The following is a 16,874-nucleotide window of genomic DNA, read 5'->3' as shown; positions in this document are numbered from 1 at the left end:
AAGGAGAATATTAATTATTTGTCTCTAAGATAATTGAATTTTTTAACTTTGATTTATAAGCAACTCAAATGGATAAGAAAGAAACAATAAAAAGTCGCATTAAAACATTAAAATCTTTGTTTTACTTCACAGGTTTGGTATGGATCGGTTTTCTAATTTACACAATTTATGTGTTTATGAATAGAGCTTTTGAATCATCATTATTAATATCGCTTTTACTCATTGTCTCTGCAATGATGATTTTGCAATATCTGAAAAAGAATGAAGTCAAAAAGCTGAAGCAACTTGAAGAGGAAGAGTAAGCTGTTTTTATGGCATAAAAAAAGCTGCTTGAGTTTATTCAAGCAGCTTATAAATTATTTTAATCTGTCACATTAACTTACCAGATTCTCACGCGCTCTTCTGGAGCGATGTAAAGGCTGTCAGTTTCTTTAATATCAAACGCTTCATAGAAAGCATCAACATTCTGTAAAGGAACATAAGCTCTGTATTTTCCAGGTGAATGCGGATCAGTTTTAACTTGTGTTTTTAAAGCTTCATCTCTTGTTTTAGTTCTCCAAACAGTTGCCCAAGACATGAAGAATCTTTGTTCAGGAGTTAAACCTTCAATTTTTCCAGGATTTCCGTTTTCTTTTAAGTGCATTTGTAAACCATCATAAGCGCCTAAAACACCACCTAAATCACCGATGTTTTCGCCTAATGTGAAATCTCCATCAACATAAACATCATCCAGAACTTCAATAGAACTATAAAGATCAGCAAGTGCTTTTCCTCTTTCCGTAAATTGTTTTAAATCTTCTTCTGACCACCAGTTTTTTAAGTTTCCTTCGGCGTCAAAACGCGCACCACTATCATCAAAAGCATGTGAAATTTCATGACCAATCACAGCGCCAATTCCACCATAATTAACTGCGGCATCAGCTTTATAATCATAAAAAGGTGGTTGTAAAATTGCTGCAGGGAATACGATTTCGTTAAACATTGGGTTAAAGTATGCATTCACAATTTGCGGAGCCATTCCCCATTCTGTTTTATCAACAGGTTCACCAATTTTAGAAAGATTGTCTTGGTAATTCCACTCACCAACAGCAATCATGTTTTCGTAGTAAGATTTGTCTTTATTAACTTTTAAATCAGAATAATCTTTAAACTCGTCTGGGTAACCAATTTTAACAGTAAATTTCTCTAGTTTCTTAATTGCTTCAGCTTTTGAGTCTTCTGACATCCACTCAAGATCATCAATTCTTTTTTCAAAAGCCAAGATGACATTTTGTATCATCGCCTCAGCTTTTTGCTTAGCTTCCGGTGGAAATTTCGCATCAACATAAAGCTGTCCAACAGCTTCACCAATTGTATTGTTCACAACAGAAAGCGCTCTTTCGTCAAGTGGACGTTGCGCTTGAGCACCGCTTAGAGTTTTGCTGTAAAAATTCCAACTTGTTTTTTCGATATCTTCTGATAAATAACCTGAAGCATCATTTAAAGTTGACCAACGTAATAAAACTTTCCAATCGTCTACGTTTCCTCTTTTAAGCATTTTATCAAGCGTTGTCATGTACTTAGTTTCCATGACTAAAACAGTATCAGGTAATTTCTCGACGCCTAAATCTTTCATGTATTTTTTCCAGTCAACGCTGCTTGCTGCTTTGTCAAGGTTGTCAACATGAAATCTGTTGTTATAATTTCTAAAATCACGACGTTCAACTTTCGTTAAACGATCTTTAGCTAATTCAGTTTCTAAAGCTAAAATACGATTAGCTTGATCACGCGCATCTTCCTCAGAATCGCCTAAGTATTGAAGCATTTCAGTCACGAAATCAACATATTGCTTTCTGATTTTTTTGGAATCTTCATCATCTTTTAAATAATAATCACGCTCAGGTAAACCTAAACTTCCAGTCCCGATGTAAGCAATATTAATGTTACTATCATTCGGGTCTGAATAAGCTGATAAACTAAAGAATGGAGATGAAATTTCAGAACTATTTTTAGCTAATAATTCTTGTAAATCTTTAGCGTTTTTAATCGCGTCAATTTTATTTATGCTTGCTTCAATTGGCTTTAAACCCTCTTCATTACGGCGTTCAGTATCCATAATTGAGTTGAACACATTGAGTGCTTTTGCTTGATCAGTTCCAGCTTCATATTGACCAGAAGCTTCAGCTTTTTTTAGGATTTCTAAAACATCATTATCTGTCTTTTGACGTAAAATCTGGAAGCCTCCCCAGCTCGTTCTGTCGTCTGGAATTTCAGCTGTTGCGTTCCATTGACCGTTTACATAAGTGTAAAAATCATCTTGTGGTCGCACATCCTGATCCATGTACTTGACATCAATCCCTGGAGCAGATTCTGCAATTTCATTTTTTTGTTCGCCATCTTGACAACTTGCAAGAACTGCAAGCGACGCCAAAGACAAAGTTAATTGTTTGATTTTCATTTTGTTATTGTTTTAATAATATGTCTAATTATTTCTGTAAAGTTACACTTATTTGTTTTCCTTTTCAGTGAAGTCTTTATCATGGCTTTGTTTAAGCTTTAAAACATCTTTGACGTTTTCATTAGGGACGAGAATGGATAAAACGTAATGCGCTATTTTCCATTGGTTATTTTCTTTAACAAGTGTTCCGCTTCCTCTGCATAAACCCATGTGTTCAGAATTTAAAACTTCATCAAACCAAGCTGTATTTCCATTTTTATTAAAATAAATATTTCTTTGTTGAGGTATAAAAGTCCAAGCTTTTCCTCTTTTAAAATGTGGAAGTGCGTATTTTTTAAATTCTTTGAGTTGCCAGTTTTCATTTGCATCTGTTCCAATAAAAATGGCTTCATTTATCATTAAACCAAAGAAGATATCTTCATCGGCATTTGCTGCTGCGTTGTGCCATTGATCTAAAGTTTTGTTGATTTCAGTTTTGTCTTGAGCAAAAAGTGAAATTTGAAAGCAGAAGATAAATATGAGGAACTTAATTTTCATTTTGAAATTCAAAATTTGGGGTTTCTATATAAATCTCGTTGATCTGAATATTTAAACTGCTGTAACCTTGGACCAATTTATAAATTGATTCGTTGATTTTTGAAGAGTCTTGACTTCTAAAATGCAAGAGTTGCTTCAATCTTTTTGCTTGTGTTTCAATCAATTTCAAACGAGAATTTACTGTTCTTTTCTGAAGAGGATCAGGAATACTTTTTTGTAATGAATCAGAAATACGAATAATGTTATCTGTGTTATTTAAAACTTCAGAAATACTAAAATTTTTCATTCTATTTATTTCAGATTGTAAGGCAACATAGGCATTCCAATCCATAGCAACTTCGCTAGCTGGTTTGCTTAATTGTTGAATAAAAATGGTGTCAACTTGAACTTTATTTTCGTAGAAATCAATTTTTTCTTGGGTATCATTTTTAGAATTTTTATCATTTTGACATGATAGAAAAGCTAGACAAAATAAAATTCCACATACTTTTTTCATAAGAATAATCCATTTTGATTTTGCAAAAAGGGGACTTTACAATTATACTATTTTTAGCAAGAATGCTTGCATCAATGTTTATATTTGTCAAAAATTAAATTTATGGCAAAAACACTCATCATCGGAGCTTGTGGCCAGATAGGTTCTGAGCTTTCTGCAAAACTAAGAGAGAAACACGGTAAGGATAACATCATCGCAAGTGACATTCGGGAAGGTTCGGAAGACATTATGAATGCAGGTCCTTTTGAGGTTCTGGATGCAACAGATTTCCATGCTTTGCAAGATACTATTTTACATTATGATATTGACACCGTTTATCTCATGGCAGCGATGTTAAGTGGAACTGCTGAAAAGTTTCCGATGAAAGCTTGGCAGCTGAATATGGACACTTTATTCAATGTGTTGAATCTTGCTAAAGAGAATAAAATCAGTAAAGTGTTTTGGCCATCAAGTATTGCCGTTTTTGGACCTACAACTCCGAAAATGGATACGCCACAGCAAACTGTGATGGAACCATCAACCGTTTATGGTATTAGTAAACAAGCAGGTGAGCGTTGGTGCGAATATTATTTTAAGCGTTACGGCGTTGATGTGAGAAGTATTCGATACCCAGGTTTAATTAGTTATAAAACGCCTCCAGGTGGCGGCACAACCGATTATGCAATTGAGATCTTTCATTCAGCAGCAAAAGGAGAGAAGTACACATCATTTTTAAGTGAAGAAACAGCTTTGCCAATGATGTATATGGATGATGCGATTAAGGCAACAATTCAATTGATGGAGGCTGACGCTGATGATGTTAAAGTAAGATCATCTTACAATTTGGGCGGCATTAGTTTTACACCAAAAGTACTGGCTGATGCGATTAGAAAAGAAATCCCTGATTTTGAAATAGATTACGAACCAGATTTTAGACAACCCATTGCTGATTCGTGGCCGTCAAAAATTGATGACGCAGAAGCACAAAAAGATTGGAACTGGCAACATGAATATGATCTTGAAGCTATGGTGAGTGCAATGCTTAAAGGCGTTAAAAGTTTAAAATAAATTTTTAGTAAAATGATAAAACAAAAAAGCTCCAATAACGGAGCTTTTTTATTTTATGATAAAGTATTGCTTATCCTTTAAAGCTTGCGCTTAAATATTCTCTATTCATACGTGCGATGTTTTCTAAAGAAATGCCTTTAGGGCATTCTAACTCACATGCGCCTGTATTTGTACAGTTTCCAAAACCTTCATTATCCATTTGGTGAACCATGTTTAAAACACGTTCTGTCGCTTCAATTTCACCTTGTGGTAACAAAGCATATTGAGAAACTTTAGCTGAGGTGAATAACATTGCACTTGCATTTTTACAAGCGGCAACACAAGCACCACATCCAATACATGTTGCTGCGTTAAATGCCAAATCTGCGTTTTCTTTTTCAACAGGGATGCTATTTGCATCTTGTGTGTTTCCAGAGGTATTGACAGAGATGTATCCTCCTGCATGCTGAATTCTATCAAAAGAAGAACGATCAACGACTAAGTCTCTAATCACAGGGAATGCTTTTGCTCTAAATGGCTCAATTGTAATTGTATCGCCATCTTTAAAGCGTCTCATATGGAGTTGGCAAGTTGTGATTCCTTTATCAGGACCGTGAGGCTCGCCATTAATTTGTAATGAACACATCCCGCAAATACCTTCACGACAATCGTGGTCAAATTCTACTGGCTCAACGTTCTTTTCAACAAGTTCGTTGTTAAGGATGTCAAGCATTTCTAAGAAGGACATATCACCATGAATGCCATCTAAGTCGTAAGTCTCAAATCCTCCTTTTGCGTTAGCATCTTCTTGACGCCATATATTTAATTTAAGTTTCATACTCTTTGATAATTAGTTGTTATAAATTCAGAAAAACTCTTAAGTTTCTTATTTATAACTTCTTGTTTTCAATTCAATGTTTTCAAAATTCAAGTCTTCTTTATGCATGACTGCTTCGCTTGGTTTTCCTTTGAATTCCCATGCAGCGACATATTTAAAGTTCTCATCATCTCTCATCGCTTCGCCATCTTCAGTTTGGTATTCTTCTCTAAAGTGACCGCCACAAGATTCATTTCTGTGTAAAGCGTCTTTTGCAAAAAGTTCAGCTAATTCTAAGAAATCTGCGACACGTGTTGCTTTTTCAAGTTCAGCATTTTTTGATTCTGCTTTACCTGTCACACGTACATTTTTATAAAACTCGTCTCTCAGTTCTGCAATTTCATGAATTGCTTCTTCTAAACCTTTAGCATTTCTTGACATTCCACTTTTGTTCCACATAATCAATCCTAATTTTCTGTGGAAGTAATCAACTGGTTTTTCACCATTCACGTTGATCAGTTTGTCAATTGTATTTCTAACAGATTTTTCAGCTTCTTCAAACTCTTTTGAGTCTGTTGAAATTTCTCCTGTTCTAATATCATCAGCTAAGTAATTACCAATTGTATAAGGTAATACAAAATAACCATCTGCAAGACCTTGCATTAATGCTGAAGCACCAAGTCTGTTTGCACCGTGATCAGAGAAGTTTGCTTCTCCAATAGCGTAACAACCAGGAACTGTTGTCATTAAATCGTAATCAACCCAAAGTCCGCCCATCGTATAGTGAACCGCTGGATAAATCATCATTGGTGTTTCGTATGGATTTTCATCAGTAATTTTTTGATACATGTCAAAAAGGTTACCGTATTTTGACTCAACAACTTGCTTACCTAAACGTATAATCTCTTCTTGAGAAGGGTTTTTATGTCCAGATGTAAAAGCTTTTTCTTTTCCGTAACGGTGGATGGCACTTTTGAAATCAAGGTAAACTGCTTGACCTTGTTTGTTGACACCAAAACCAGCATCACATCTTTCTTTAGCAGCTCTTGACGCCACATCACGCGGCACGAGGTTACCAAATGCAGGATATCTTCTTTCTAAATAGTAATCTCTGTTTTCTTCATCAATTTGTGTTGGCTTTAATTTGCCTTCACGAATTGCAATTGAATCTTCTTTTTTCTTTGGCACCCAGATACGTCCATCATTACGTAATGATTCTGACATCAAGGTTAATTTTGCTTGCAAGTCACCAGAAACTGGAATACAAGTCGGGTGAATTTGTGTATAACAAGGGTTAGCAAAGAAAGCACCTTTTTTGTGTGTTCTCCAAGCTGCAGTCACGTTACTTCCCATCGCATTTGTCGATAAGTAGAAAACGTTTCCGTAACCACCTGAAGCAATCACAACAGCGTGAGCTGAATGTCTTTCAATTTCACCAGTGACTAAATCTCTAGCGATAATTCCTCTTGCTTTTCCGTCAACAACAACAAGTTCCATCATTTCGTGACGGTTGAATGCTTGAATTTTACCACGGTTTATTTGTCTATTCATCGCTGAATAAGCACCGAGTAAAAGTTGCTGACCTGTTTGACCTTTAGCATAAAATGTACGTGAAACAAGTACACCACCAAAAGATCTGTTATCTAGTAAACCTCCGTATTCTCTAGCGAATGGTACACCTTGAGCAACACATTGGTCAATAATATTTCCTGAAACTTCAGCTAATCGATATACGTTTTCTTCTCTTGAGCGGTAGTCACCGCCTTTAACTGTATCGTAAAATAAGCGATAGTTTGAGTCACCATCACCTTGATAGTTTTTTGCAGCATTGATACCGCCTTGTGCCGCAATTGAATGCGCACGACGCGGTGAATCTTGAAAGCAAAATGTTTTGACATTGTAGCCTAATTCTGCTAAAGTTGCAGCTGCACTACCACCTGCTAGTCCTGTTCCAACAACAATAACATCTATATTTCTCTTATTGGCAGGGTTAACGAGGTCGATTTCGTTTTTATATTTTGTCCATTTGTCTGCAATGGGACCTTGAGGTACTTTTGAATCTAAAACTGACATAATCCTTTCCTGTTAATTATTAATATAGTGAAATACAGCAATAAAGATGAATCCTAGAGGAATCACAACAGCAAAAGCTTTTGCGAAAACCGTTAAGGCTCTTGAATATTTATTGTTGAATCCGATTGATTGAAATGATGATGCAAATCCATGAAGGAGGTGCAACATCAAAAAGATAAATGAGATGGCATAAAGACCAGTTCTAATCGGGTCTCCTGCAAATTTAGCAACAGTTTCTGAGTAGTAACGTGTTGCATCTTCAGGATGACTTTCTATATATTTATGAACGATTTCAGGGAACCAAAAGTCGTAGAAATGAAGACCTAAGAACAATAAAATAACTGCTCCAGAGAAAATCATATTTCTTGACATCCAACTTGAGTTAGCACCGCCACTGTACTTTTTGTACTTGACAACACGCGCTTTGTTGTTTTGGATCTCTAAAATAAATCCCATGATAAAATGAAAAACAACACCAAAAATTAAAACTGGTTGTAAAACAGCTTGCACTAAGAAATTTGTTCCCATAAAATGAGAAATTTCGTTGAAAGTGTCTTCGCTAAATACAGAAGTAAAATTAATTGTGAAATGTTGTGCTAAAAATAGAACTAAAAATAGTCCTGAAAGTGCCATAGCAAATTTCCTTGCTATTGATGTTTTTGATATCCCACTCATTACAATTTGTTTGAAATTTACACCAAAAGTACACTTGATATTGATTAAATACAAGTGAGGCCTTATATTTAAATATAATTTAGAATAGTTTTAAAGTTAAAAACACTTGATTTTTTCTCAGATAAATTTAAAATTCAAAGATTTAATTCATTTAAGGCTAAAAATATTTGATTTGTCATTCAAAAATTAAATCTAGAAATTCTGATTTAAATTTCATGATGTTTAAGAAATTATTTGAATAAATTTGATTTTAGTTCTATATAAATTTTGAGTCAACACTTATGAAATCTATCAACCTGCGATCACCACTATATTATGATAAACGAGGAAATGGCAATCATGTACTTTTATTTGTTCATGGTTTTTTAGAAAGTTCAAAGATGTGGAATTCAGTATTATCACATTTCGATGAAGAGAAATACACAGTTTACACAATCGATTTACCAGGACATGGTGATTCTCCTGTTTTTGAAGAAGCAAATAATTTAGAAAAGTTAGCAGAACTTATTTTTGAGTTTGTCAAACTTCATAAAATCGATGAACTCTCAATCATCGGTCATTCTTTAGGCGGTTATATCGCTTTAGCTTTTGCTGAAAAATACCCTGATATTTTACAAAAATTGATTTTGCTGAACTCTACTTCTTTAGCGGATTCAGATGTAAGAAAAAAAGACAGAAATCGAGCGATTGAATTATTGAAAAAACATCCACGAGCCTTTAAGTCAATGGCTGTCAAGAATTTGTTTTTACCAGAAACACATCAGAAATATGAATTTAATAAAGCTGCAGAAGTCGCCCAACAATGTGAAACTCAAGCTTTGATTTTAATAACGGAGGCCATGCGCGACAGAAGAAATAGATCTGATATTTTGAATCAGTTTAGTTCACAAAGTTTACTTATTTTCGGAGATCAAGATCAGATAGCAAGCTTTCAAGATATGGAATCTGTAATTGAAAAATACGATTTAAACACAGCTGTATTATCTGGTGGACACATGAGTTTGATCGAGCATCCCGAGAAAGTGATTCAGCTGATAAAAGAATTTTTATGATAAAGAAAAATGCACAAATAGAAGGTCAAAACGGAAAACCTATCTTGATTGATTATACTTATTCTAAAAGATTTACAAATCAAGAGATCGTTATCTTTTGTCATGGCTACAAAGGTTTTAAAGACTGGGGTGCTTGGCATCTGATCGCTGAAGCTTTTGCTGAAAAAGGAATTGCTTTTCTAAAATTTAATTTTTCACATTACGGTGGTACGCCTGAATCTCCTTCGACTTTTGAAGATTTAGAAGCTTTTGGACAAGATAATTATTCCAAACAACTGAATGATTTAGGTTTAGTGATTGATTGGGTTGAGCGTGAATTTGCTACTAATCCGCATATTCATCACAAAAAACTTAATCTGATTGGTCACAGCAGAGGCGGAGGCATTGTTTATCTTAAAGCTGCTGAAGATAAGAGAATTCAGAAAGTCATTTCATGGTCATCCGTAGCGGATTTTAAAGAAAGATTTCCAAAAGGAGATGATTTCGAAGAGTGGAAAGGAAAAGGTGTTTACCATGTCAAGAATGGACGAACAGGCCAAATGATGCCGCATTATTTTCAATTTTTTGAAGATTTTCAAGCCAATGAAAAACGTTTGTCAATTTTGGAACAAGCTAAAAATTTGCAACAGACAGCATTAATCGTTCACGGAACTTCAGATGAAGCGGTCAACTTAAATGAAGCGAATAGATTGGCTGAAGTAATTCCGAATTCTGAAATGCACTTCATCAAAGATGCGAATCATGTTTATAGTATGAAACATCCTTTTGAAGCTTCTGTTTTACCAAAACAAACACAAGAACTCATCAAGGTCAGTGTTGATTTTATTTTAGAAAATTCAAATTAAAACTTTCTCTTTTCTAAGAAAAAATCTTTTATGAGCTGTGCGGCTTCTTCTTCCATAATGCCAAACTCGACCTTTGTTTTAGGATGAAGTTTAGCTTGCATTGATCGGTAACCGCGTTTGGCATCTTCTGCTGCAAAAACAATTTTGGAGATTTGACTCCAGTATAAAGCGCCAGCACACATTTGGCAAGGTTCAAGTGTTACATAAAGCGTACAATCGTGCAAATATTTTCCGCCGATATAATTGGCTGCTGCTGTGATAGCCTGCATTTCTGCATGGGCAGTGACATCGGTGAGTTGTTCTGTTAAATTATGTGCCTGGGCTATAATTTGATTACCATGCGTGATGATCGCGCCTACAGGAATTTCAGCTTTTTCGTATGCCATTTCGGCTTGTTGAAAAGCTTTTTTCATGAAATAATTATCGTCAAATGGTTGAAGCATATTCAAAAATACAATTTCTAATTGGTAACTTTGTGGTATGGATTATGAATTGCTTTCAAAAATTGATTCGCCAGCAGATTTAAAAGAATTAAGTCAAGCTGAATTATTAGAGTTGACATCTGAATTACGTGCTTTTATCATCGATGTTGTTTCGACTAAAGAAGGACATTTAGGGGCGAGTTTAGGTGTTGTAGAACTGACAATTGCGTTGCATAAAGTTTTTGATACCCCTGAAGATTTATTAGTTTGGGACGTGGGACATCAAGCTTATGGTCATAAAATACTGACGGGTAGGCGTGATGTTTTTGAAACCAATCGGCGTCTCAACGGCATCAGTGGTTTCCCAAAACGCGATGAAAGCATATACGACACTTTTGGCGTAGGTCATAGTTCAACTTCAATATCATCAGCTTTAGGAATGGCAATCGCCTCACAATTAAAAGGCGACAAAGAAAAACAACATATCGCTGTGATTGGTGATGCATCAATTGCTGCAGGGATGGCTTTTGAAGGATTAAATCACGCAGGCGTCACGGATGCTAATTTACTTGTGATTTTAAATGATAATGCTATCGGTATCGATCCAAGTGTTGGCGCACTTAAAAATTATTTAACCAAAGCTAAAATAGGTCGAAAACCAGCTCAAGATAATATGATTGAAGCTCTGAATTTCAATTATAAAGGTCCGATTGATGGTCATGATTTGCCTAAACTCATTGAAACTCTAGAAAAGCTCAAACAAGTCAAAGGGCCAAAGTTTTTGCATGTGATCACTAAAAAAGGAAAAGGATTAAAAAGTGCTGAGCAAGATCAGGTCACTTACCACGCACCAGGGCAGTTTGATAAAAACACTGGAGAACTTTTGCCTAAAGATGACAGAAATTTACCTCCTAAATTTCAGGATGTTTTTGGTTTAACATTATTAGAATTAGCACGAGAGAATCAAAATATTGTTGGTATTACTCCTGCAATGCCAACAGGAAGTTCTTTGAAATATATGATGCAAGAAATGCCAAACCGCGCTTTTGATGTTGGTATTGCAGAGCAACATGCTGTTACTTTTTCCGCAGGATTAGCAACACAAGGGCAGAAAGTTTTTTGCACAATTTATTCAACATTTTTACAACGTGCTTATGATCAATTGATCCACGATGTTGCATTGCAAAACTTGCCAGTTGTTTTCTGTATAGATCGTGCTGGTTTGGTGGGTAATGATGGTGCAACACATCACGGTAGTTTTGATTTAGCATACCTCAATTGTATTCCGAATATGGTCATTGCTGCGCCTTCATCAGCCATTGAGTTGAGACAAATGCTTTACACAGCATCGCTATATGATGAGCATCCTTTTGCGATTCGTTATCCACGTGGAAGAGCTTTTAATATAGATTGGCAAGTTGATTTTGAGAAATTAGAAATTGGAAAAGCAAAGCAAATTTCAAAAGGTCATGATATTGCTATTTTGAGTTTAGGAAGTGTAGCTCATGAAGTTCAAAATGCTATCAAATTGGTTGAAGATCAATGTCAGCCTAGTCATTATGATTTTAGATTTTTAAAACCGCTTGATCGTAAAATACTTCATCAAATTTTTAACACATATGATAAAATTATCACTGTTGAAGATGGTTCTGTTATAGGTGGTTTTGGCAGTGTTGTTTTAAGGGAAGCGCAACAGAAAAATTATCTTGGAGAAATTCATCCATTAGGCATTCCTGATAGATTTATTGAGCATGGAAGTCCTGAAGAACTTTATGATCTTGTTGGTTTATCGGCTGATAAAATCGCTTTAAAGATTGAAGAAATGCTTTAATTCTTACTGAAGTTTCTACCAATTTCATCTGGGTAATATTCGTGTACAGGCTTACTTTGATAAAAGGCTTTTGTATTAATTTCTAAAGCTGTTAAAGGGCCTTTAAAAGCTGCACCTGTATCAACATTCCAAATGTTTACTGCATTGATTGGTTCAGTTTTTCCTAAACGAGTGACAGGTGTGTGACCAATGTAAATTTCTTTAAAGAGTTTTAATCTTTTCGGATAGATTTTGTCTTCTTTCTTAATTTTTGGGTCTAATGATAAAGCGGTTTCCCAAAGCGTTCTATCCCAGTAAACTGTTTCTGGGTGATATTCATATTTGGGTCCACTCATGTTTGAAAATCCTGCATGAAGAAATAATCGATTTTGTTCGTCGATGATATAATCTTCTAAATTTTCTAAAAAATTAATGTGTAAATCTATGATTGTTTGGTCTAAGTTTTCATAGGTTTTTTTTGTGCTTTCGCCGCCATGTTGCAACCACTTTTCATTGTTAAAATCGGTTGTTAACCATTGTAAAACCAAGTCGTCATGATTACCTCTAATAAATCTGCAATTTAATTCTTCTTTGATTTGAATTAAATATGAAACCACGTGAGCAGAATCGCTCCAGCCATCAACATAATCGCCAAGAAAGATGAGTTGATCTTCGTCTCTTAAATCTAATTTTTGGAGAAGATCTTTTAGTGCAAGTAACCCACCATGGATGTCACCAATCACATAAGTTTTAGGCATTTTAGTTGTATTTGATTTTTCTTAGAATTCGTAATTTATCTTTTACGCCTTGATATGCCAAGTCAAAATCATTTTTTAGCAAATTTTTGGCTAAATTAAGTTTATCTAGTGCATTTTCAAAACCATTGAGATAGGCGATTAAGTAAATGCTTGGCAATTGTTCAAGATCACGAATTTCTGAATTCGTCAGTTTTAAATTTTTTTCAATTTTTTTTAAAAGTGTAGCATTGTGATTCATATAATGCCTTAATGTTTTTGCATCGTATTGTGGCGGATCAAAAAGCATCTCTGTTTGGATATCATAACTCATTGTATTCTTAAAGCTGATGCTGACTTTTTCAAGTGGATAATGATTGAATTTTGTTTTCAAACCTAAATGAACGTATTCTACAATTTCGAATTTTTCGTCATCATAACTTATTTTGACTTCATCAAAAGTTGAGTAAAAAAGTTTGACTTGTTCATTGATAAGTTCAATATTGACACGTGAGAGAAATTCTTGCTTATCTCTATTTACTTTTTGTCCAGCCCAGCAAACAACAAAATATTCTTTAAAGACATGATATTGAGGGTTGAAGTCTTTTGCCTTTTCCATAAACTCAAAGACGTTGTCAAGAGTATATTTGATGGTGTTATGCGAGTTGTCTTCAATGGTTTTTACAGCGATGTGATTGCTGTGTTTATCAGAGTTGAATTCTTTTGGTATAGGTTTGCTATTGCTGCCTTGTCGAGCAAAAGCTTGATTTCTTTTATATTTCCATATATTCTTACGTAGCGAACAGATGCTGCTTTCTTCTTTTGGGTAAATGCTGACTAAGCCAACGACTTTTTGATTTGGCAAATGTGGGAATTGAACATTCTCGTAAATAATACGCGGCGGATTGTTGAGATAGGCATTGATGAGGTTTTGAATTTTACTGTCATCAAAAAAATCAGTGCCAATCACTTCATTGTCTTGATCTGTTACGCCGACAACTATAAAACTTGCGTTATTCGGGTTTGAGTTGGCTAAGGCGCAAACATGCTTCAGAAATTTAGCTTTACCTTCTTTTGAGCTTAAATTGAGTTGTTGTTTTTTATCATAGAAACTATTCTCACTACTATGTGCTAAAAGGTTTTTAACAAGAAGGCGTTTATTAAGCATCGTGTTGTAAAATTACACTTTTAAACTGAATAAAAATAAAAGGTATAAAAAAAGCGAGACCTTTTAAAGTCTCGCTTTCAATTGGATAATTCTATAAATTATGATTTAGAAATTGAACTTAACACTTAAGCTCCATTGTCTGTCAAATCCGAAATAACCTCTGTTTGTTTCGCTAATTCCTTTGAATGTACGATCACCAGCTTCAACTGCTTTGTTTGAACTTAAGCTAGTTAAGTAAACTTCGTTGAACAAGTTATCAATACTTCCACGGAATTCTAAAGATTTTTTACCTTCTAACTCTAACTCATATGATGCTCCGATTCTCACTAAATCGTAAGATGGCAATTCAATAATTGTGTTATCACCGTTAGGGTCAGTAAATTCAAGAGGATCTAAGTCCGCGAAAAGATCAGCGTAGTAGTACCAATCAGCATCAACACTTAAGTTTCTTGTAATTCTATAGTTAGCGCCTAAGCTAAAAGTTGTTTGTGGTGCGTTACCAATTTTCTCACCATCAACATAAGATTCTGTTCCTGATAAAGAAGGAATGATCTCTAGACTATTTGAGTCATAAACATCTTGAAGTGGGTTGTCTGAATATTCCCAGTTGCCGATAGCTGCAAGACCTTTAATTGTTAGTCCATCAATTGGTTTGTAAACGAAATCTAATTCTGCACCGTAGTGAGTTTGTTCAATTTGCGTAAAGTTTGTGATATATTCTTCATCGATACCATCATTACCAACTAGATCTGCTCTAATTGTACCTGTATCAGTTCTGTTAGCCCATTTTGTCCAGTATGCATTAAGGTTCATGCTAAACTTTTCTAGAGACAAACCGTAACCAACTTCGATACCTGTGATATCCTCATTTTCAGCTAATGGATTGATATCGTTAGAATATCTTTTGTAAATGTTATCGTGGAAAGGTTGTCTTGAGTAGAAACCTGCATTTACGAAAACATTATGATTATCATTAATGATATAATTTAAACCAGCTTTAAGGTTGTAACCTAAGTTTTCAATACTTTCAGATTCTTGATTTTCTGGTAAAGTATATGCGAAATAGTCGTAACGTGTATGGTTTTGGTTTGAAACAGAACCTTGTAAGAAGGCAGAGAATTTATCAGTTGCGTATTCAACTTGACCGAAACCACCGATGTAAGAAATGTCTTCAGAGTTGCTGTAATCAATCTGTTGATCGCTTCTTACTGTGTTGAAAGTTGGACCAAATAAAGAAATATCATTTGAGTCAAAAACAACTTGACCGCCAGGGATAGAGCCGTTTCCACCTTCATACCATCCGTCTAAACCAAGTTTGTTCACAACTTGTCTGTAGTGATCACCATGGTAATATCTGTAGTCAAAACCTACATTAAATTCTAACTCGTCATTAACTTCATGGTTAAAGTTAGAAACAATACCTGTCCAGAAGTGGTTGTTCATAGAAGCTCTAGTGATATAACCCATCTCATTTGGGTAATCATCCATTCCAACAATATAATCTTGACCACCAATATTAGTTGGAGCTAAACCTCTGTTATGTGCATAAATTGCATCAAAATCAATTTGTCTGTTAGCGTTAAATTTGTCGTTGTAACGTCCTAAAGGACCTGTTCCACCACCTCTACCGAAAGAAGCATAGACAACTGTTGATAAATCACTTTTATCAGAAATATTCCAATCCCAGTTAAAGTTTGTTACTGGTTTGTGGTAGAAGTTTGTTCTTTCGTTATAGTACTCACCGTTTAAAGTACCCCAGTTTTCATTGTAACGTCTTCCGTAATCTAAAGCATATCCGATATTTCCTTGGTAAGCTTGGTCGTGCATTTGTGGAGCGCCAGTTAAAAGGAAGTTGAAGGCATGTTCATCAGAAGGTTTATAACCTACAGAAAAGAAGTAAGTTGTTCCCTCACCTTCAGTTCCGTCATAAAAGTTACCATCGCCTTGCCAGTAAGATAACATATAAGTTGAAGACCAGCCATTTTCGTTAGCACCCGTTGAGTGATAAGCAGTTGACTTAGTATAGTTATTGTTCGCAACTTCTTGCTGAACGTAGCTTCTTTGCATGCTGTTATAAGTTTGTGTAACAATGTTGATTGTTCCACCTACTGAAGAAATTGCTAATTTAGAAGCTCCAAGTCCTCTTTGTACCTGAACTGCGCTAGCGATGTCTTTAACACCTTGCCAGTTTGACCAGTACATGTTACCGTCTTCCATTCCGTTAATTGGTTGACCATTTAACAAGAAAGCTGTGTTACTTTGGTCAAAACCACGAACTCTAATTTCAGAGTCACCGTAACCACCACCTTGAGAGTTAGAGTAAACAGAAGGAACAGATCTTAAAAGCTGAGGAAATTCAGCATTACCTGCAACTTTAGTAATATCTTTTGATGTAACAGTACTTACCGCAACTGGTGTTTGTCTTCCTGTAGCAACATCAATAATACCTTTACCTACAATCACAATTTCGTCTAAAGATTCAGCGTCCTCGTTCAATGAAACTGAACCTAAGTCTAAACTAGAGCCAGTAACGTTAAATTTTACTTGTTTCTTTTCGAAGCCAACGTAAGAAAAAACTAAAGTTCCTTGACTTTCTTTAACGTTTATTGTAAAGTTTCCATCAAAGTCGGTAGTTGTACCAGTTGTGGTTCCTTTAACAATAACGTTAGCACCAGGTAGTGGTGCATTCATTTTTGAATCTACAACAGTACCAGTAATGGTTTGTGCAGATAAGACTAAACCAAACATAAGGAATAGACCTAGAAATAATGTTCTCATTGCG

General features: G+C 35.1%; 15 protein-coding genes. 5 read left to right on the top strand and 10 right to left on the bottom strand.

The window, feature by feature from the left end; translation table 11 throughout:
* Window positions 1-68 precede the first annotated feature (68 nt).
* A complete protein-coding gene (locus BLV84_RS01760; protein WP_093238574.1) occupies window positions 69-302 on the top strand; it encodes a hypothetical protein in 234 nt (77 codons plus the stop codon).
* Between the two features lie 77 nt (window positions 303-379).
* Here BLV84_RS01760 and BLV84_RS01755 read toward each other — a convergent pair whose 3' ends face one another.
* Genes BLV84_RS01755 through BLV84_RS01745 form a run of 3 tightly spaced genes read right to left on the bottom strand, consistent with a single transcriptional unit; the run spans window position 380 to window position 3,470 of the window.
* Window positions 380-2,437: a M13 family metallopeptidase gene (locus BLV84_RS01755; protein ID WP_093238570.1), complete on the bottom strand. Its 2,058-nt coding sequence runs from the start codon at window positions 2,435-2,437 to the stop codon at window positions 380-382.
* Between the two features lie 48 nt (window positions 2,438-2,485).
* A complete protein-coding gene (locus BLV84_RS01750) occupies window positions 2,486-2,974 on the bottom strand; it encodes a nuclear transport factor 2 family protein (RefSeq protein WP_093238566.1) in 489 nt (162 codons plus the stop codon).
* A complete protein-coding gene (locus BLV84_RS01745) occupies window positions 2,964-3,470 on the bottom strand; it encodes a hypothetical protein (protein ID WP_093238563.1) in 507 nt (168 codons plus the stop codon). The genes BLV84_RS01750 and BLV84_RS01745 overlap by 11 nt, the downstream gene beginning before the upstream one ends.
* 102 nt (window positions 3,471-3,572) lie before the next feature.
* On the opposite strand from BLV84_RS01745, the gene BLV84_RS01740 reads away from it, so the two are divergent.
* Complete coding sequence (locus BLV84_RS01740; RefSeq protein WP_093238560.1) at window positions 3,573-4,517, top strand: NAD-dependent epimerase/dehydratase family protein; 945 nt, start codon at window positions 3,573-3,575, stop codon at window positions 4,515-4,517.
* 70 nt (window positions 4,518-4,587) lie between these two features.
* On the opposite strand, the gene BLV84_RS01735 is transcribed toward BLV84_RS01740, so the two are convergent.
* From BLV84_RS01735 to BLV84_RS01725, 3 genes are read right to left on the bottom strand one after another with little or no spacing between them, the layout of a single operon-like run.
* Window positions 4,588-5,334 carry a succinate dehydrogenase/fumarate reductase iron-sulfur subunit gene (locus BLV84_RS01735; RefSeq protein WP_093238557.1) on the bottom strand — a complete coding sequence of 249 codons (747 nt, stop codon included), beginning with the start codon at window positions 5,332-5,334 and terminating at the stop codon, window positions 4,588-4,590.
* A 48-nt stretch (window positions 5,335-5,382) separates the two neighbouring features.
* Window positions 5,383-7,386 (bottom strand): fumarate reductase/succinate dehydrogenase flavoprotein subunit, encoded by a 2,004-nt coding sequence (locus BLV84_RS01730; protein ID WP_093238554.1) that lies wholly within the window; start codon window positions 7,384-7,386, stop codon window positions 5,383-5,385.
* Between the two features lie 12 nt (window positions 7,387-7,398).
* Complete coding sequence (locus BLV84_RS01725) at window positions 7,399-8,061, bottom strand: succinate dehydrogenase cytochrome b subunit (protein WP_093238551.1); 663 nt, start codon at window positions 8,059-8,061, stop codon at window positions 7,399-7,401.
* 281 nt (window positions 8,062-8,342) lie between these two features.
* Here BLV84_RS01725 and BLV84_RS01720 point away from each other — a divergent pair, with 281 nt between their 5' ends.
* Together BLV84_RS01720 and BLV84_RS01715 are read left to right on the top strand one after the other, a co-directional pair.
* A complete protein-coding gene (locus BLV84_RS01720; protein WP_093238548.1) occupies window positions 8,343-9,113 on the top strand; it encodes an alpha/beta fold hydrolase in 771 nt (256 codons plus the stop codon).
* Window positions 9,110-9,958, top strand: coding sequence for an alpha/beta hydrolase family protein (locus BLV84_RS01715; protein WP_093238545.1), 849 nt, complete (start codon window positions 9,110-9,112; stop codon window positions 9,956-9,958). The genes BLV84_RS01720 and BLV84_RS01715 overlap by 4 nt, the downstream gene beginning before the upstream one ends.
* Here BLV84_RS01715 and BLV84_RS01710 read toward each other — a convergent pair.
* Window positions 9,955-10,401, bottom strand: a complete 447-nt coding sequence (locus BLV84_RS01710) for a nucleoside deaminase (protein ID WP_093238542.1) — start codon at window positions 10,399-10,401, stop codon at window positions 9,955-9,957. The genes BLV84_RS01715 and BLV84_RS01710 overlap by 4 nt on opposite strands.
* Window positions 10,402-10,438: 37 nt before the next feature.
* On the opposite strand from BLV84_RS01710, the gene dxs reads away from it, so the two are divergent.
* Window positions 10,439-12,211, top strand: coding sequence for a 1-deoxy-D-xylulose-5-phosphate synthase (dxs, locus tag BLV84_RS01705; RefSeq protein WP_093238539.1), 1,773 nt, complete (start codon window positions 10,439-10,441; stop codon window positions 12,209-12,211).
* Here the strand turns inward: dxs and BLV84_RS01700 are convergent.
* From BLV84_RS01700 to BLV84_RS01690, 3 genes are all read right to left on the bottom strand, one after another.
* The gene (locus BLV84_RS01700) at window positions 12,208-12,948 is read right to left on the bottom strand and encodes a metallophosphoesterase (protein ID WP_093238536.1); all 741 of its coding nucleotides are present in this window, start codon (window positions 12,946-12,948) and stop codon (window positions 12,208-12,210) included. The genes dxs and BLV84_RS01700 overlap by 4 nt on opposite strands.
* Before the next feature lies 1 nt (window position 12,949).
* Window positions 12,950-14,092 (bottom strand): ATP-binding protein, encoded by a 1,143-nt coding sequence (locus BLV84_RS01695; protein WP_093238533.1) that lies wholly within the window; start codon window positions 14,090-14,092, stop codon window positions 12,950-12,952.
* A 105-nt stretch (window positions 14,093-14,197) separates the two neighbouring features.
* Window positions 14,198-16,870 (bottom strand): TonB-dependent receptor, encoded by a 2,673-nt coding sequence (locus tag BLV84_RS01690; protein WP_093238530.1) that lies wholly within the window; start codon window positions 16,868-16,870, stop codon window positions 14,198-14,200.
* Between the last annotated feature and the right edge of the window lie 4 nt (window positions 16,871-16,874).

The organism is Psychroflexus halocasei, assembly GCF_900107595.1.
Classification (GTDB): Bacteria; Bacteroidota; Bacteroidia; order Flavobacteriales; family Flavobacteriaceae; genus Psychroflexus; species Psychroflexus halocasei.
Note: the sequence above shows the minus strand (reverse complement) of the source record. Positions and strands in the feature narration are given on the sequence as shown.